Source organism: Candidatus Bathyarchaeota archaeon (assembly GCA_026014725.1).
In the GTDB taxonomy this organism is placed as follows: domain Archaea; phylum Thermoproteota; class Bathyarchaeia; order Bathyarchaeales; family Bathycorpusculaceae; genus Bathycorpusculum.
Genome location: JAOZHV010000053.1, coordinates 1 through 15,770 on the forward strand (window position 1 = coordinate 1; position 15,770 = coordinate 15,770).

22 protein-coding genes are annotated in these 15,770 nt (G+C 43.7%); 5 read left to right on the plus strand and 17 right to left on the minus strand.

What is annotated here, in order from left to right:
• The 8 genes from NWE95_11715 to NWE95_11750 form a co-directional block, all read right to left on the minus strand.
• On the minus strand, positions 1 to 375 hold a 375-nt coding region (locus NWE95_11715), incomplete at its 3' end, for a hypothetical protein (GenBank protein ID MCW4004566.1).
• Positions 368 to 838, minus strand: coding sequence for a hypothetical protein (locus NWE95_11720; protein ID MCW4004567.1), 471 nt, complete (start codon positions 836 to 838; stop codon positions 368 to 370). The genes NWE95_11720 and NWE95_11715, both read right to left, overlap by 8 nt.
• A gap of 10 nt (positions 839 to 848) precedes the next feature.
• On the minus strand, positions 849 to 1,151 hold the full coding sequence (locus tag NWE95_11725; protein ID MCW4004568.1) for a hypothetical protein: 303 nt from the start codon (positions 1,149 to 1,151) through the stop codon (positions 849 to 851).
• The gene (locus NWE95_11730) at positions 1,148 to 1,537 is read right to left on the minus strand and encodes a hypothetical protein (protein MCW4004569.1); all 390 of its coding nucleotides are present in this window, start codon (positions 1,535 to 1,537) and stop codon (positions 1,148 to 1,150) included. The genes NWE95_11725 and NWE95_11730 overlap by 4 nt, the downstream gene beginning before the upstream one ends.
• Complete coding sequence (locus NWE95_11735) at positions 1,534 to 1,839, minus strand: hypothetical protein (protein ID MCW4004570.1); 306 nt, start codon at positions 1,837 to 1,839, stop codon at positions 1,534 to 1,536. Before NWE95_11735 ends, NWE95_11730 begins: the two co-directional genes overlap by 4 nt.
• A complete protein-coding gene (locus NWE95_11740) occupies positions 1,836 to 2,228 on the minus strand; it encodes a hypothetical protein (GenBank protein MCW4004571.1) in 393 nt (130 codons plus the stop codon). Before NWE95_11740 ends, NWE95_11735 begins: the two co-directional genes overlap by 4 nt.
• Positions 2,209 to 2,622, minus strand: coding sequence for a hypothetical protein (locus tag NWE95_11745; protein ID MCW4004572.1), 414 nt, complete (start codon positions 2,620 to 2,622; stop codon positions 2,209 to 2,211). The genes NWE95_11740 and NWE95_11745 overlap by 20 nt, the downstream gene beginning before the upstream one ends.
• A gap of 130 nt (positions 2,623 to 2,752) precedes the next feature.
• Positions 2,753 to 3,007, minus strand: a complete 255-nt coding sequence (locus tag NWE95_11750) for a hypothetical protein (protein ID MCW4004573.1) — start codon at positions 3,005 to 3,007, stop codon at positions 2,753 to 2,755.
• A 117-nt stretch (positions 3,008 to 3,124) separates the two neighbouring features.
• On the opposite strand from NWE95_11750, the gene NWE95_11755 reads away from it, so the two are divergent.
• Positions 3,125 to 3,391 (plus strand): hypothetical protein, encoded by a 267-nt coding sequence (locus NWE95_11755; GenBank protein ID MCW4004574.1) that lies wholly within the window; start codon positions 3,125 to 3,127, stop codon positions 3,389 to 3,391.
• Between the two features lie 46 nt (positions 3,392 to 3,437).
• On the opposite strand, the gene NWE95_11760 is transcribed toward NWE95_11755, so the two are convergent.
• From NWE95_11760 to NWE95_11775, 4 genes are all read right to left on the minus strand, one after another.
• Entirely contained in the window at positions 3,438 to 3,845 is a 408-nt protein-coding gene (locus NWE95_11760) for a hypothetical protein (protein MCW4004575.1), read from the minus strand.
• Between the two features lie 133 nt (positions 3,846 to 3,978).
• The gene (locus tag NWE95_11765) at positions 3,979 to 4,230 is read right to left on the minus strand and encodes a hypothetical protein (protein MCW4004576.1); all 252 of its coding nucleotides are present in this window, start codon (positions 4,228 to 4,230) and stop codon (positions 3,979 to 3,981) included.
• A gap of 1 nt (position 4,231) precedes the next feature.
• The gene (locus NWE95_11770; GenBank protein MCW4004577.1) at positions 4,232 to 4,804 is read right to left on the minus strand and encodes a hypothetical protein; all 573 of its coding nucleotides are present in this window, start codon (positions 4,802 to 4,804) and stop codon (positions 4,232 to 4,234) included.
• Positions 4,801 to 5,217 (minus strand): hypothetical protein, encoded by a 417-nt coding sequence (locus tag NWE95_11775; GenBank protein MCW4004578.1) that lies wholly within the window; start codon positions 5,215 to 5,217, stop codon positions 4,801 to 4,803. Before NWE95_11775 ends, NWE95_11770 begins: the two co-directional genes overlap by 4 nt.
• Before the next feature lie 686 nt (positions 5,218 to 5,903).
• Here NWE95_11775 and NWE95_11780 point away from each other — a divergent pair.
• A complete protein-coding gene (locus tag NWE95_11780; protein MCW4004579.1) occupies positions 5,904 to 6,584 on the plus strand; it encodes a hypothetical protein in 681 nt (226 codons plus the stop codon).
• Positions 6,585 to 6,614: 30 nt separating this feature from the next.
• On the opposite strand, the gene cas1 is transcribed toward NWE95_11780, so the two are convergent.
• Positions 6,615 to 7,688 carry a CRISPR-associated endonuclease Cas1 gene (cas1, locus tag NWE95_11785; protein MCW4004580.1) on the minus strand — a complete coding sequence of 358 codons (1,074 nt, stop codon included), beginning with the start codon at positions 7,686 to 7,688 and terminating at the stop codon, positions 6,615 to 6,617.
• A 109-nt stretch (positions 7,689 to 7,797) separates the two neighbouring features.
• Here cas1 and NWE95_11790 point away from each other — a divergent pair, with 109 nt between their 5' ends.
• Entirely contained in the window at positions 7,798 to 8,559 is a 762-nt protein-coding gene (locus NWE95_11790; protein MCW4004581.1) for a hypothetical protein, read from the plus strand.
• 274 nt (positions 8,560 to 8,833) lie between these two features.
• Here NWE95_11790 and NWE95_11795 read toward each other — a convergent pair whose 3' ends face one another.
• Both NWE95_11795 and NWE95_11800 read right to left on the minus strand, forming a co-directional pair.
• Positions 8,834 to 9,955 carry a PQQ-binding-like beta-propeller repeat protein gene (locus NWE95_11795; GenBank protein ID MCW4004582.1) on the minus strand — a complete coding sequence of 374 codons (1,122 nt, stop codon included), beginning with the start codon at positions 9,953 to 9,955 and terminating at the stop codon, positions 8,834 to 8,836.
• Positions 9,907 to 11,778: a PQQ-binding-like beta-propeller repeat protein gene (locus NWE95_11800; GenBank protein MCW4004583.1), complete on the minus strand. Its 1,872-nt coding sequence runs from the start codon at positions 11,776 to 11,778 to the stop codon at positions 9,907 to 9,909. The genes NWE95_11795 and NWE95_11800 overlap by 49 nt, the downstream gene beginning before the upstream one ends.
• A 151-nt stretch (positions 11,779 to 11,929) precedes the next feature.
• On the opposite strand from NWE95_11800, the gene NWE95_11805 reads away from it, so the two are divergent.
• Positions 11,930 to 13,075 carry an MEDS domain-containing protein gene (locus tag NWE95_11805; protein ID MCW4004584.1) on the plus strand — a complete coding sequence of 382 codons (1,146 nt, stop codon included), beginning with the start codon at positions 11,930 to 11,932 and terminating at the stop codon, positions 13,073 to 13,075.
• A gap of 1,717 nt (positions 13,076 to 14,792) precedes the next feature.
• Here the strand turns inward: NWE95_11805 and NWE95_11810 are convergent.
• Together NWE95_11810 and NWE95_11815 are read right to left on the minus strand one after the other, a co-directional pair.
• Positions 14,793 to 14,969, minus strand: a complete 177-nt coding sequence (locus NWE95_11810; protein ID MCW4004585.1) for a hypothetical protein — start codon at positions 14,967 to 14,969, stop codon at positions 14,793 to 14,795.
• Positions 14,970 to 15,319: 350 nt separating this feature from the next.
• A complete protein-coding gene (locus tag NWE95_11815; GenBank protein MCW4004586.1) occupies positions 15,320 to 15,478 on the minus strand; it encodes a hypothetical protein in 159 nt (52 codons plus the stop codon).
• A 101-nt stretch (positions 15,479 to 15,579) separates the two neighbouring features.
• Between NWE95_11815 and NWE95_11820 the strand changes: the two genes are divergently transcribed.
• Positions 15,580 to 15,770: response regulator (locus tag NWE95_11820; protein ID MCW4004587.1), on the plus strand; the 191-nt coding region annotated here is incomplete at its 3' end.

Sequence of the window (15,770 nt, forward strand, 5' to 3'; positions counted from 1 at the left end):
TTTTGAAAGAATCTCCTTTCTCTCGGTAACAAATTTGTTTTTGTCAACCCCTATCTCAAAGTTGGCGACTATGAAATTTTTTGCGACATCAAACTTGAGAGGGATTAGATATTTTGAAAAATCATTTTGCGATAGCTTCCTATGGAGCGCTTGAGTGAAGTCTGCCTTGGTCAAAGAATTTGCTTTGAAAAAGGAGGTTCGGACCTTACTAACTTCTTTTAATAGACCATCAAGCGTAACGTTGCCTGCTTCTGTTAATAATCCAACGTAAGCTTCCGCAATCTTGGACGCAAAACTATCTAGGTCTCTGTAGCCGCTTTCATGGATAAAATCCATGATTATGGATAGTAGCCTTCTCTTCAGCGCGTCATTCATTCTTTTTTTCCTGTTTAGCTTCAATTGTTACAGGTTCGGGTGATACTTCTGCGTTTTCTACTTTTGGAATCTTGTCAAATCCAAAGTCTTTAATCAATTTCTGGCTTATTCTTAGGAGTGTGTCTACTCTTCTTTTCTTGTATATTGTCCCCTCTTTCACAACCTCTTTGACCTCCACCAGGGACATCTCTTTCAGTTTTCCGATTTCTATTGAGACATTCGGCGTTTTCATTTTCAAGTCTGCGGCAATAGTCCCCACAGTCCTAACTCCGTCAACAGCCAGATAAACCCGAGCCAGATTGATGGCCTTCTTTTTTCCAGGAACATTTCCAAAAAAATCCATTATCTCGGCAAGTATTTCCTTACCATGGGCACGCGTTAGCAACTCCATGTTGCTATCGATAGCTTCTTGGTGCCAGCGTATTTTTTTCACTTCTTCGAATATATCTTCACTTTCAGGCATGCCATCACTTCTAAATTGAGAACAGCTTCTTGTAGAACCTGCCCTTTGGTTTTTCAGTCTCGTAGATTATTCCAAGTTCCTCCCACTCCTGCAAAATGGGGAACAAAGTACCTTGCTTCACACCAACGATAGTTGCGAGTTCATTCACGTTGTGATTACCATCGCAAGCATTGTAACCCTCGACATACTTTTCGGGATTTTGTTTCTTCTTTGTGACTATATCATGAACCTTTTCTTGGGTGAACACAAGCCTGCCAAGTAGAGAAATGACAATTTCATTCTGTTTTACGATTTTCTTCCATTCTTCGCTCATAACTTTGCCTCCGATGCTTGGGACTCTTGCTCTTTTGCAACTGCGCTTTTCTTTTCGACAGTTGGTTCTGGCACTTCGATGCCAAATTCCTCCACGTCGAATGCTCGCTTGAACCTCTTACCGCCCTTAACTGCTAGGTTCTCGCCAAGCCCTAATCTTGTCCAGTTTTTCCAATTCTTTGTGACTGTTTCAGTACTGGCTATGCCTGTAGCCTTGCAAAGCTCGACAGACCCTTTGCTGCCATCACTTAACTGATAAAGCAGTTTTTTCTCAGGGGTATCCAATGTGGAATTTAACACCTCTTTCACTGCTCTCATTCCAGAGAACTTTGTCCACTTCAGAATTTCCCTAAGCAATCCCGTCTGCACGTTGTCTTGCGAACTCATTTTGTTTTACCTTCCTCTGTTGTTGTCGCGTCTTGAGCCGCAATTTTCTCTGGTTCCAGCTTCGGTTCTTTCTTTTCGGCCTTCTCCTTCTTTTTGGAAATAAGATTCAGTTGGACGCACACGTTTTGGATGCTCTTGTTGAGAAGCTTTGCAATTTCGGTTGATGTGAATCCCATTGAGTCTAACAGCTCAATTTTCTCTTGTTCAGTGCCGTAATCTTTTATGGTGCTAGCTGCGAGCAACTTAGCTATCTTGTCAAGCTTGCCAGAGATTTCTTCCAGTACACTATCTGTTGCTGTCATCTGGTTTCACCTTCTTGCCCTAAAGTTTGACTTGTAGCCTCGCCCTGTCCGGCAGCAGATGTTTTCATCTGAGGGACATTAAATCCGAAGTCTTCCAGCTCAAATGCCTTCTTGTACCTGACGCCCCCCTTAACAGAGATTGGCTCCATGAGACCCAAACGATACCATGCTTCCCAGTATCGTGCGACGGTGCTGCTACCGACATTTGCCAACTTTCCGATTTCGATAATCCCTCGATTTCCATCGCTCAAGTGAAAGACCAATCTCTTCTGTTCCGTTTCCAGAGCACTCGACATTACAGTCCTCACTTCCTTGACTCCCGAAAACTTCAGCCATTTCAGCATCTCTTTAAGGGTCTTGAGAATTTGGTCATTGATTTTGTCGCTCATCCAATATTTCCTCCTCGTTATCTGTGGTTGTCGTTTCAGTCCCTGGGGTAGGTGGAATTGTGAGACCGACTTCCTCCAGAGAGCAAAAATGCTTGAACCTTCCTTGACGGCTCTGCGACGGCTCAACAATTCCCAATCTGCTCCATTTCCTCCAGTAGTTGGCAATAGTCGCGTTGCTTCGAACATCTGTCAGTGTGGCTATTTCTCTCGTGGTGCGCTCTCCATCTGACAGTTCATAAGCCAATAATTCCTTGTCCGTCGTTAGCGTCTGCGCAAGAACATTTCTCAACTGTTGTAGCCCTGCAAAGCGTGTCCACTTTAGGAGCTGGTCCAGTTTGGAATTGATGCTCTCAAGGAGACTTAGTTGGTCAGCGACTTTTGAGTCTTCGGACATAAACCTCTGAATATCATTGTTTTAACACTTATTTAAATGTTTATTCTACGGACAAACATAGTCTTTTTTGATTATATAGTTGGCACCAAATATCCAGAATTAATGAACAAATTTGATTGTTCGTTAAAAGCTAACATGCAATTTCGTAGCTTTTCCATCTTCCTTTCCCATCGGATTTAATGAGCCCCAGTTTGACCATCTTCTGCATGTAGTTGCGATAGGCCCTATCAACAACAGGCGCACGGGTCAGAGGGCGGTATTCGCCGTAGAGGGAACAGGCAGGCATTCTTCTGTTCTTTTCAAGAATCTCGTAAATCACTTTCTGGTGCTCGTTGAGCTTGTCTATCGTGGGATATGGTCTTAGGCTTGTTTTCTTCAGTTGCAAATTTATTGCAGCAAAATTTGAAAAACTGGGTCAGTGCGTGATTCTGTTCTACAGAAGCGGCCTTTAAATACTCGTCTGCCTCCCCGCCGCGCGCTTCTAGAAAGCAGGAGGTATAATTTGCAAAATCAAGAAAACTCAAAAGAAACCGCCAAAGCTGGGAACCAGATAGCTACATCCAAACGGAAGCAGAAAAAGAAAAGTAAAATCGAACAAGTCTACCAGATGAGTCAGAAAGGGGCAACCGTTAAGGAAATAGCTGAAAAGATGAAGTTAAGTGAGCAGATTGTCCGAAGTTACATTTGGCGGGCGAAAAATCCGGAGAAATACAAGGAACTGTTACAGAGGTATTATCAAAAGAAAAGTGGAAAGGCGGGAAAACAATAGACGACAGAAAGGTCTTAAATTATTCTCCGCCTTTTTTTTGGACAGGCTATCTTGATCTTCTTAGGCGTTCCAGCTTCCCTGCTTCTTCCTTTGTCAGTGCCTCTTTGCAAGCCTTTTTGTACATAATTCTTCTGAGTTCCAAGGCTTCCGGTCTAGATGATCCTTCCGCAATCATGTCGAATAAAGCTCCATAGTCTGCTCCAGGTATTTCCTTTTCAGGTAGGGGTTCTGAAATATAGGTTTCAACGTAACTATGCAGGTCACTCGAGTTTTTTGCGTGCATCTCAATTCTGGAGCCACAACGCACGCACTTCCAGATGGCAATCGGATGAAGTTCTGGATTCTTGGGAATCGCAAAGCACTCAAAGAGAGCAATTCTGTTTCCGCATTTCTCGCAACCATTCACTAGCTTAGCCACATTTGTGCCATGTGACATAGAGGTTCTCTTGTTCAAAACGTTCACCTCCACTTAGTTCTTGAATGTCTTGAGCCTATTTTGTAGCCAGCGCTTGGCCGTTTACTCATCGCCGGTTATACCAGCAATGCCGACTCCAGCCATCTTAGCCTATTCTTAGCGCGCCGATGCATTATTTCAACTCGTCCGTATCGAATTTCATGTTCTCTGGTAGCACATCCATTTTATGAAGGATACGAAGCAGAGTTACTAAGCTAAGAGCGGCAGTAGCCACATCTCGCCTCTGCAAGGCACCCATAATATCTTCTGCTCTGCATTTCACGCAGTGCTTGAGGTCTATTTTATCCTCGGGCGGGCAACGCCCGAATGGTTCAAAGCCGCAGATGGGCAGCTTCTCCAGCTCGTTTGGCGTAAACGTCCTCATTTCAATTTCCCTTCTTGAGTTTCGAGCCTGTCTTATAGTCTTGGAAGTCGAGAGTATTGTTTCCATCAGGGTTAACCAGTCGGATTTTAGCCCCGTAGTGCATCTTCAAAAACATGGCGTGCGCCTGACTCTGCAATCGTTCTCCATTGTATGGCGATTCAACAGAGTAAAGATACCTCGGCTTTGGTCTACTGCCCTTCTCCTGCGTTCTTAGAATCCACGTCCTGTACTCGTTGATTCTTATGCCTCGTTTGAATAATTGGTCGCAAGTGGAATTGTAGACAACTTCCAAAGCTTCCTTGAGCGGCATTCTGTCTGTGCAGACGACGTGTCTTCCGAACTCACTGGTAGCAAGCACGTGAAAATCGCCTAACCCATAGAGCTCCTGCAAATACTGTAATTCGTCTACTAGCCTTTGATCTTTTATATTGTCGTAATCCAGAAACAGTGCATAGTCAGTTGTGTGCGGAATCCTCGCTGAAAGCCCAGTCGTTGGCGCCTTCGGGATGGCCATGCTCTGTAGATGCAACAGAAACATCTGACCAAGGAATCTGAACGTTAAATTGAGCCTCATTTGTACCACCTTCTATATACTTGTCCTCGTCTGAGCTCCGGTGTTCTCTTGACTTGCGTGAAATCAAATCGATATCTTAATGCAGCTTTTTTCTGCGCCTGAATCTTCTCCCTGGCAGTTTTTCTCCCGTAAATCAATGTTAAAGCAATAATGCCTCTTGAATTCCGTCGCGCCTCGAAAATTGCCCTTCCCGCGAAATCATGCTCTAAAAGCTTGTCAAGCTCTTCTGCCTTGAACCACCACCTTTTTCGGGCAAACGGTGTCTTAGCGGTCTTTGCCATGGTTTTGGCTTGATGTCGAGCGATTTTAAGCCTGTTATTTATTGCATTGGCAGTGGTGCAGCCTGTTAGATCTACCTCGAGACTCACTCTTTCAAAGATTTGGTGGAAAACGTACGATTCAACTGAGTCCATTCTTACTCCTCCTTTTTTATGCAGATTTTCTCTCTAAGTTTAGCTCGCAGCTCTGAGGGGTCAACGTAAGTGCCTCTAGTGATTCTTGCGCCATCGACCCCGTGGCTATTAACCACGAAGCTATCCTTTCTGCTATGCAATGTATCTGCAGCCTCGCTTTCAGACGAGTGCGGACTCTGTTTCGTGGCAGATTCAGTTTTCGGAATGACAGCTTCCTCAGTGATCCACCTCCAGCGGTCTCCGTTGATCTCGATGACCCCTTCCAGACGGCGCGTTGCCAATACTGCTTTGCAGTTTTGGTGCAGAGGCCTTGCTCATCGGCCCACATAGCCATGTCGCGATGATACAGCCCTGATCTCTTTTCATGCAGAAAACCCTCCAAATGCCTACGGCGGGAATCATAAGCCATGGTCGCCTCCCGTTCATTTGCACTCATACCCTTCTTCCTCGTTTTTTGTGAAACCAAGCACACTCGCGTTGAGGTTGTGATGTCTCATCGCACAAATTTCCGTTGGTCTTTCGTTTGATCTCATGCGGATTTCACCGTCCCAGTTTCGTTTTTGGTTGTCTCAATTTTCTTGGAGGTTGTCTGAGTATCTCTCGTTCTTTCCATAATCATTTGCCTCGCTAAGAGAAGGTAAGGCAAATATATTTAGTATATGATTCATACTTAATCGGCGATGCCGATGAAAATAGGTGTGTTCGCGGATCTGGACAAACGAGAGCAGGCCATACTTTCTAGCATCTTTCAGGTTCAACTTGAGGAACCGAAGGGCATTAGCTGGGGGCACCTTTTGGAGCTTGACCCGATAAAAAAGTTGATGTCTCGACAGACTTTCAGCTTCAGGCTACAGGGGCTGATTCAAATGGGTTTGGTGAAAAAAGAAGTGATTAGAGACAGACGAGGCAAGCCAACCCTGTATCGCCTAGATTCACGGCTATTCGCCGAATTAAAAGAATTCAGAGACAAATTCTATCCATGGAGCGTTGACAGCGAGATACAGAGATTCCAAAGAGATGTTGAAACCTTGGAAACGAGCCGCTACGTTGATGCTACAATGGAACTTGCACTTGGGCGCCTAAGTGTTCTTGCAATCGCCCTGACGGCCTTTGAGACAGAAGGCGCGAGATGGCTTTTCTACGAGGCAACCTACCAGCAGATAGAACGACTTCTCAGAGGCATTTTGGAGAGAAGTTCCAAAAGCAAGGAAGACAAAAGCCAGACACTGAACAAACTCTTTGACCTTTTAGATGCATTCGCAGGCACAGCGATCGGAAAGCGCTTCGGATTAGATGGTGTCTCAAGGTCAAGACATGAAATAATTAAGGCAATCGTAGGCGAGGCCGGCGCACCAAACAGCAGTTAGCTTGGGTCCCTAAAGCAGGGTGAGCGAATTCTATATTGAAGCCCCGAGGGGATGGTTTAGCCTGAAGCTTCCCAAAGCTGGTATTCTTGGAACCCAATCTGCCTTTTCTCCTCTCAAATACTTTGCCAGCAGCAGGGCTTCTTCGTTAAGCAAACTCTCTATCTCTTGCCTGTTCCCATGCTTCACGCGAGGCACTTCAACTTTTGACTCAAAAAAGGAATTCAGCTTTATCATAAGGTCTTTTGATAGCTGTTTGGTTAAATATTCTCTTTTGCCTTTTCTATTGGAAGAAAAGTCCTCTTGATTCATTGAAAAGTCTTTCTTGCGTAGATTCTTGGCGTATTGGATTATGAAGTCGTCAACAAGGTATCTGTACAGCTCCATCAGGTCGCAAACCAGAGACGGTTTGCCAAACTGCTCAGAATGTAAAAAGCCTAAGAACGGTTCCAGTTTAGCCCTTATTACTGCTCTGTGGACTTTCCATTTAAGGACAGTGTAAGCTAAATTGAAAGTGTTGTTGACACCATCGTAGGCTTTGAAGTTTTTGCGCCTTTCCGTTTTCAATATGGATTTTGGCATTAGTTTAAAGATTTGATGGAAATAATGCTCTGTGTGCTTTCCTTCTATTGAGAGCAGCTTTTTTATTACAGTGCTCAGCTTGTTCGATTCAATGTTGTTTATTGTCTCTTTTGCCCTCATTACGTCATGCTGTCGCATGCCGTACTTTTTGAGTATCTGGCTTTGCCCTTCAATCCTGCTCAAAACTATCTTCTTGGCAATTTCAGCGGCCTTGCCGTTCTTCATGGCTTCATATTGACAAAGCCTAGTCTTAACATGACTGTCATCTTCAAGGCTTTTCAGATAGGCTACTGGGTTGCCTCTCTGCGTCAAAATCAGCAAGTCTATTCCCCAGAAAGCACATGTAGCCAGAGCTCCAGAAGAGACAGAGTTCCCGATTTTAATCTGCACTTCTCCAACTTCATTCTCAAACAGCGGATACTCCTCAACTTTTCCCTTTCTGTGCTTAACTATGAGGCAGCCTTTGCCTCTGCCCAAAAAATAACCTGAGTCGTTCAAGAATATCTTGGCTATTTTAGACTTCATCTGCTTAACCGTCATGCAATTTTGGTCGGGCGGGAAGGGCAAAGGAGTATAAAAAGGTCAGCCTTAGCCATCGCAGAAGCGAACCCTTAATCCGAATTCTATTGTCTTGGTGGGCGAGACGCAGGCAAAGGTGTACCTTGTCATGACAAAAGTCAGAGAGGCGGAGGCAAGTGCATTCTGGAAATTGGTTAAAGTGTGTCGTCAAGACATTTATCGTGTGTTGCATGAACTACAGAAAACGGGTTTAGTGGAGAAGGTTGTGACTGCCCCGAGTAGGTACCGCGTGATTCCCTTGGCAGAAGGCGTGTCCATACTGTTTCAACGCAGGAAACGCGAAATTTCTGATCTGCAGAAGGAGGCAATAAAGATAGTGGAAACGAGTAACCGTGACGCACGTGCGGAACTATCCGATCAACATCATTGCGTTATAATCCCTGAAAGGGAAGCTACAGTCTTGAGAGTGAACCAGAGGTTTGAGCAGACGCAGAAAAGCATCGATATTTGCACGAACCCCAAGAGAATCGCAACGGCATTGAACACGTACAAGTTTGCTGAAGCCTTAGATAGAGGCGTTAACATAAGAGTAATCGTAAACACACATGGCACGCAGGCGTTTGAAAAGGATGAACAGCTGTTCCCAACAAAATCAAACTTTGCACTAAGATGGCTCATTCATGAACCCGTTGCAGCCTACGCAGTTTTTGACGAGAAAGAAGTCTTTGTAGCCACTTCAGCGAAAGCTGGACTAATAGAGGCACCTATACTATTTACAAACTTTATCGACATCGCAAAACTGTTCCTAGACCACTTTAATACAAAACGGAGAATTGCTAAAAGCTATCAAAACCAGAATTATAAAACCACAATTTAGCAAAGCATTCAAAGCAAAGACCCAACTCGATAGTCTAGAAAAAACGCCTTATGTTTAACTAGGGTATGGCGCTTCCCTTGGAAAACGCAAGCGTTGAAAGAGGGTGTGCTGAGGCTCCGAGCGGTCGGAGAAAAGAAAGAATGCAACCCTGTTGAAACAACTGCTACTACTGCGTTAGTTGCTTTTTCCGCCCAGAGTTCCTTTTCAGCCCCTCTCGCTTGCTTGCGGTCACTAAGAAAGGGGGAGCTGAAGGCGAGCTTGACGTTTGCCTATTCTATTTTTTCTTTATCCAGACTCCAACGAGCACTATTGCAATGAGGAGTACTGCTGCAACGCCTACAAAGTGTATTGTATAATCCATCGGTTGCGGATACTCAGGTGGTGGTGCCACTGCGGGTTCAATGACAGACAGGCTCAGGGTTTGGCTGGAGGCGGCTGTGTGCAAATCGTCCCCGTTCCACCAAGCAACAATCTTCCAATCTCCAACGACATCAAATGTCTGAATCACTTGAAAATTGCCGTTTTCGTCGGTCATCACAGGAATATCAACGTAGAGTGTGTCAGGCCTGTCAAGAGTAAGCGTAATTGGGACCCGATAGTTAACTGGATGCACGCCGCCCTCAATATAAATTTTGTCGCCTTTCTCTACCCTATTAGCGCTTAGAGTCAAAGACATTTCAGTGGTAACAACCTCTGGCTTTGGAAAGTCAGTTAAGCAGTATACGCTGTAATCGTGGCAACCGACGTATAGACTGCCATTGTAGAGCGATGGAGAGCTGTGTATTTGGTAGGCACCAATTTCATAATATGCAAGTTTCTCGCCCGTCAGCCAGTCGAGTACAAAGACGTTCCCAACCTCATTGACAGTATATACTCTGCCATAGGAAAAAGCTAAAGCGGGACTCAGGTTCTCTCTAGAAAGAAATGTGAACCACTGTTCTTTCCCTGTAGTTGCGTTAAGGCAAACTATTCCATAGTAGTCATTCATGTAAATGTATCCGTGTCTGTAGAGTGGAGCATTTATTTGGATTACTCCCCCCCATTGAGTTGGGGTGCCCTCATTAAATCTCGCGGTGGAAGTCCAAATTGTCTCACCATTAGTCGCATTGAGAGCATAATTGAAGTAGAAGCCGTTTCGCACAAAAACCTTGCCTTCCGCAACTGTTGCTGTTGCTAATAAGAAATTCCCTGAACCACTAGTGCGATTTAGTACATAAGGTATTTCTCTTCGCCAGATTATTGAGCCAGAGTTTGCATCAAGCTTGTAGAATGTCCCATTTGTTACAGTTGGGCCCCAGCCTACAGGATAACCTCCTCTGGTTGATGGGAAGTAGACTGCGTCGCCGTCTACCGTGGGTGATGCGTATATGGGTCCTTCTGTTTTGTGCGTTTCCATATTACGTTTCCGTTGTTAGCGTCGAGACAGTAGAGGTTGCCATCAAGCGAACCCACGTATACCCTTCCGCCAGACACTGCTGGAGAGCTCCGTACGTAAACAACTGCGATGCTATTCCACAAGATATTTTTGGAAATCCCCCCTGCAGAAGTGTTCCACAATTTAGCACCTGTAATTGCGTCCAAGCAGTAAATGTTGCCATCGTCAGCACCAGTGTAAACTTTGCCATTAACTACTGCCACAGAAGAGACAATTGGAGTGCCAATGGTGTAATTCCATATTTGCTGTCCATTTTCAGCTCCGACAGCGTAGATGTTGCCGTCCAATGACCCAAAGTAGACTACTCCGTTGGAAATGGTTGGCGATGAATGAACCTGGGCGCCTGTTGTGAACTTCCACTTGAATTCTAATTCTTGCGGGCCTGCACCCCTAGCAGTGTGTTCGGGGTCTCTCATGAACATTGACCAGTCTACGGTTTCACTGCTAATGCACCATACCTCACCTAATGAGCCGCCTCCACCATAAGCCCAGTATCCGGGTACAGCTGGCGACCCTTTAGTTGGTATCATATAGAGGTTTCCGTAAGCATTACATTGTTGGTTGGATGGGGCTTGGTTTTCTATTGGAATAGTCCATAGTAGCTTTCCAGTGAAAGCGTCGAAACAGCTGAATTCTGGTTTTGCGTATTCGCCTGTAACGAAGTCTCTGTATTGATATTCTCCCATTGCGGTGTAAATCTTATCACCTGCCATAGTAACGTGATTTGCATATCCAATACCTGGCCCTTTCTGGCGCCATACAAGTTCACCATTTGTTGCATTTATGGCATACAGGTAAGTATCTTGGTTCTTTCCGTAGATCATTCCATGCGCTGCGGCAAAATCAAGAGACCATTGTCCATAATAGGTGTATGGATTGTACGTCCAAATGAGCTGACCATTGGTTGCATTCCAAGCACGAACCCAGTTGTCAAGTCCACCATGAATTACCTTGCCTTCATAGTAAACAAGAGAGTAGAAGAACATGCTTCCGGAAGGCGCCGTCCAAAGAGGCTCGCCGGTGCGGGCGTCAAAAGCTTTTAAGAAACCGTCATTTGACCCGAGGAAGAATTTGCCATCACCGTATACTGGAAAACCAATGTCTACGTTCAGTTTGTCAGTTATGTTCCATGCAAGCGTGGGGGGTTGCGAAGGATCAGAGAGACGCCAAGCCGAGCCACCAAATCTACCAGGCATGAACATTTTGAGTTCAGGAACGTAGCCTACGCCGTATGAGAAAGTCTGGAGGTTGCTTCCTATTTCTGACGGCCCAACCCAGACCGTTGAACCATCCGAAATCCGTACACAAGCTGCTCCTATCATCATGTATGTCGAATCAATTTTTGTCATGCTTCCAGACCGATTGACTTTCCAGACTATCGCTCCTGTGGCTCCATTTAGAGCATAAGTCCAACTTCCATTGCCAACAAAGACCATTCCGTTGAAAGCTACAGGATAGCCTGTTGCCCCAGGAACTCTTGCTGTCCACTTTAGATTCGGCATGGCAGGGCCTGGTCCAGGGTTATATAGAGTGCGTTGCGGATCATGATGAGCACTAGGCCATTCATATTGAAGCATGTCACTGGATATTTGTCCGCTGGCTGTGGTGGTTGTCTGGTTTTCAAATATGAGAAAAGCGGAGGATGCTGCAACTATCATTAAGGCGAAAGCTACGGCGATAAGTTTGCTTCTTCTGTTTCTAGTTGTCATCTGTTTTGTTTTGCAGCCATTTGCGAATTGTCTAATCAAGGAAAACAAGATAGCATCTATTTTACATTCTGTCAATTGTTTTTTTCTCCTAACAATTTTTAACTTCTCCTTTTAACAAAGGCTTTATTAAATTGGAGTGAATGTTACTATACAGTAACTATTCCTATCAGCCAATGTTATTCAGACCAGATGGTAAATGATGCCAACCGAGCGAGAAGTTGAAATATTGAGTGACTTCGGACTCACTAATTCTCAAGTCAAAGTATACATGGCTGCACTCAGACTTGGAGTATCAACTGTTTCTGCAATCACCAAATCCGCACATATGCGAAAAGAAGATGTCTACAGAAACTTGCCTCAGCTTGAGTCATTGGGACTTATTGAAAAGATCATTGGGCACCCAGTTAGGATAAAGGCAACATCACTTGAACAATCCCTTTCAATCTTGATTAGGATGAACCAAGAACAGACAAAGAAAAAGATTCAAACTCTGAAAACTAAAAAGGCACAGATAATCAAGAACTTTAGATACTCCGCGATAGACGAATCGAAAAAGTTGTATAACGAAGAAACCTTTTCACTGATATCAAATAAGGAGTTAATGCATAAAAAGGGTTGCAGTGTTATAGGCAACACTACTTGTGAACTTAAACTAGCTTACAGTAAGAAAAAGCTTTCAAGCCTGATTTTCTCTCATAGAAGTGAACTTAAAGCAATGGCTAAAAGGCAAGTAAAGATCCGCGCACTTTGCGACCTTAATGGATACAGTTCGTCCTTCAGAAAAATTGTTCGAGAGCAACTTCCAAAAATTAATTTTGAAATCCGCTATGTTAACTTTCCGGTAAACCATTACTTGGTTTCAGATAATAGGGAAGCAATGCTTTGCACAAGCATCGAAGGAAATTTAGGGGAATACCCCTGTTTATGGACGACAAACCAAAATCTAATCGGCATTCTTCTCAGAAACTTTGAAGAATTGTGGAAAGCATCAATAAACGAAGTTCAGGCAACAAAAATAGGTATTATCCTCGATAGCCAAGTTAGAGAAATAAGAGCATCAGACCATGTGATTCTGATATATGATTCAGCAAGAATGAAACAACAAATTCTTCTTAGCTTCATAGACTTGGGGCTGAAAAACAATGAAGCCGCTATTTATGTGGCAAGTGACGAAACACCCCGACAAATCAGGGAAGCAATGATGAGATACGGAATAGCTGTGGAGAACCACGAAAAAAAGGCTCGCTGGAGATACTCAATTACGACGAAGTTTACCTTACGAATGGAAAGCTGGATATTGAAAGAACTAGAAACTTTTGGAAGAACAAATTTTATCGTGCAATCGGAAAGTTTAATGGTTTCAGAGCTGTAGGCGAAATGCACTGTTTCTTCATCAAGGGGTATTACAATGAAGTGTTAAACTATGAGAAGCTTTTCCACAAGATACTGGATATTCCAATAATGGGTATCTGCGCTTATAATCTTACTGATATAGAAAAATGCCAAAAACCATTTAAATTGTATGGAAATCTCATCGCATCACATGGGAACGTGCTTCTGGCGCATTAAAAGAAAAACTGTGGGCTGGCAAAACCCGCAGAAGAAAGTTCAAACTAGACGGATATTTAATTCCGGCTCTCAATTTCTATTTAGAAAAGGGAATACGGCAAAAAAACCCGCGTCTGCGTGAACACCTTTTCGGTGGCGACAAACATGGGTCGCTTTTTTGTTGAATTTCAGCCGGCTTTTTCTCCGCTAAAGGGTGAAAGCGTAAACTTTTCAATGGTTAATTAAGTGGCAAAGCTGTCTTAATGTGCTTTCTTAGACTGAGCATAAGCGTCAAGAATTCTGTTAACTTAAACCCAGAATGCTTCAGGTTCCATTGAGCCTCGTCTTCGCCTGAAAACATATTCCCAACGTGAAACTTCAAAAAAAGGTTGAATCTGGAAAAACTATCTATAGAGACACACGCCAGCTACGAGCCAGAACACTTTATATGAGCATTACTAAGAGTTGCATAGACTACTCAAAACCACCATACTGCTATTGGTCCCAAGAAAGGCAGTTATCAGAAGCTTAAAGAATGACACATAAATCGAGCCAACGTGAAAAGAACTCAAACAAATCATTAGCAAGCTCGTTAATTCAATTGAAAAATCCAAATTTTCACCCTTAAAAATAAAAAAGGCAAATCCCTCAAATCATATCAAGAGAGCAAACCTCCTCCTTTAACACATAGAGGCTTCAGCAAACCCCTTGTCAACCTAAATGGCAATTCCAAGTCTCTGATGTTGCTCTCATAGTTCAGAGCCAAAGTCAACAGCGTTTTTCGGAGGTGACTCCGAAATTCATGAACTGCCCCAGCTTTAACCCAATCCTGCAGAATTAGCGTGCACTTAGGAAAAGCAGTACCTCGATTCTATAGTCATGTTGACTTTTTTTATGTCTTTTACAAATGGGATTAAGAGAACAATTGAAACTAATCCCAAAATGCCAATAACTAACCCCATGTGTTGGTAACCGTTATGTATTAAACACTGTTCCGTGCAATGTTGTTCCAGTCAGTAAACCTACACCACTGAAGGCGCCACTCAATGACATTATGGAGCTGCGAAGTTTGGGCGCTTGTTCGAGGTTCAAGCTGGCATATACGGTGCTAGCTGATCCCCAGCTTAAAATACGAAGCATGCTTACTGCCCAGGATAATAAAAATGTCGGCATGATAACTGTCAATATTACTGAGATACTTTTCATGAAACTGAAAACTATGATCATGAGTTTTCGGCCAATTCGATTAATTAGTCGACCCGAAACTATGCTTGCTAACGCGGATATCGAAGCGTTAACCACAATGGTAACAGACCCGAAACTATTGCTTATTAGGAATTCCTGTCTCCAGTAGGACACTAAAAAAACGTATAAAGCGTATGCTGCATAAAAAATTATAATCCCCAACGTATACAAGCTAAAACAGATTTGTTAGCGAGCGCTTGTTTGATATCCGAAAGATTAGGTATATTTCTTCTTGAAGCACGTTTTTCTCTCAACTTGGGTCTCAGAATAATAAGAGTCAATATGAGGCTGGCAAACTAGGTAGGCAAAGCAAACCCAAGCAGGACAGAACACCAATTTCCTATATCAGAAATTACACCAATTAATGGCGCAGCAATAATAAATGCAATACCTTCGCCGGATGCAGCTATCCACCCGACCGCTTTTGCTCTTTCACCTAACGAATAAAAATCACCTATTATTGAAAAAGCCAATGCTACAACAATTACCGATCCGGCACCATCTTAAAAAGCTATTTTGACTAAAACCTGTCAATTGTGTTTTCCGGGTTTGGACGAGGGTTTGGAGCTACTCCCCGCTAACATCTGTCGTCTTTTGTAAATTAGGTCTTTAGAGCAACGCGTTGTGCTGGCGCGTTCGCGCGTGCGCGCGTGTATATGGGTAGGTATAGGTGTATAGAGAGAGGTAGGAGCAGAGAGAGTGACAGAGAATGAGTGACAGAGTGATTGAGTGGTAGCAGAGTGATGAGGAAGTGGTTGGTTGGATTAAAATTTAATCCAAATCTAAAAACTAGTTCGCCCTATTTGTAGTTCATATAAGGGGGCTATAGTTTTTCCTTGTGCTTGTTGCTTTTGTTGCTGTAGTCTGTTGTCAGCACGTTCATGCATCCCAGCACAGCATCCATGCTTGTCGTCATAATATCCTTACGTACACCAAGCGCCTTTGCAATCAAAGTGAACAAACTTAGGGCTTCATAATCCATAAGCAACTATGGTTAATTCATATTTTGGATTCTGAAAGAATATATCGATACTTTCACCATCAAGCTGTTAAGGCAAACCCGCAAACAGGGAAGTGACACGTTTGATAGCGAACATCTTAGTCATCGACGATGATGCGCAAATGAGAAGCATGCTCTCTTCAATTCTGCAGGAAGAAGGCTACGCGGTTGCAGCCGTGGAAAACGGCAAAAAAGCCCTAAAAACCTGCGAAAAAACACCCTTCGACCTTGCCCTCATCGACGTAGACTTGCCAGACATAAAAGGCGTTGAACT

What these genes read in the sequence shown, in the direction of transcription:
- NWE95_11765 (MCW4004576.1), bottom strand. Translation starts at nt 4,230, where the DNA reads ATGAGGACGTTTACGCCAAACGAGCTGGAGAAGCTGCCCATCTGCGGC.
- cas1 (MCW4004580.1), bottom strand. Translation starts at nt 7,688, where the DNA reads ATGAAGTCTAAAATAGCCAAGATATTCTTGAACGACTCAGGTTATTTT.
- NWE95_11780 (MCW4004579.1), top strand. Translation starts at nt 5,904, where the DNA reads ATGAAAATAGGTGTGTTCGCGGATCTGGACAAACGAGAGCAGGCCATA.
- NWE95_11740 (MCW4004571.1), bottom strand. Translation starts at nt 2,228, where the DNA reads ATGAGCGACAAAATCAATGACCAAATTCTCAAGACCCTTAAAGAGATG.
- NWE95_11770 (MCW4004577.1), bottom strand. Translation starts at nt 4,804, where the DNA reads ATGAGGCTCAATTTAACGTTCAGATTCCTTGGTCAGATGTTTCTGTTG.
- NWE95_11745 (MCW4004572.1), bottom strand. Translation starts at nt 2,622, where the DNA reads ATGTCCGAAGACTCAAAAGTCGCTGACCAACTAAGTCTCCTTGAGAGC.
- NWE95_11735 (MCW4004570.1), bottom strand. Translation starts at nt 1,839, where the DNA reads ATGACAGCAACAGATAGTGTACTGGAAGAAATCTCTGGCAAGCTTGAC.
- NWE95_11720 (MCW4004567.1), bottom strand. Translation starts at nt 838, where the DNA reads ATGCCTGAAAGTGAAGATATATTCGAAGAAGTGAAAAAAATACGCTGG.
- NWE95_11775 (MCW4004578.1), bottom strand. Translation starts at nt 5,217, where the DNA reads ATGGACTCAGTTGAATCGTACGTTTTCCACCAAATCTTTGAAAGAGTG.
- NWE95_11730 (MCW4004569.1), bottom strand. Translation starts at nt 1,537, where the DNA reads ATGAGTTCGCAAGACAACGTGCAGACGGGATTGCTTAGGGAAATTCTG.
- NWE95_11815 (MCW4004586.1), bottom strand. Translation starts at nt 15,478, where the DNA reads ATGGATTATGAAGCCCTAAGTTTGTTCACTTTGATTGCAAAGGCGCTT.
- NWE95_11725 (MCW4004568.1), bottom strand. Translation starts at nt 1,151, where the DNA reads ATGAGCGAAGAATGGAAGAAAATCGTAAAACAGAATGAAATTGTCATT.
- NWE95_11795 (MCW4004582.1), bottom strand. Translation starts at nt 9,955, where the DNA reads ATGGAAACGCACAAAACAGAAGGACCCATATACGCATCACCCACGGTA.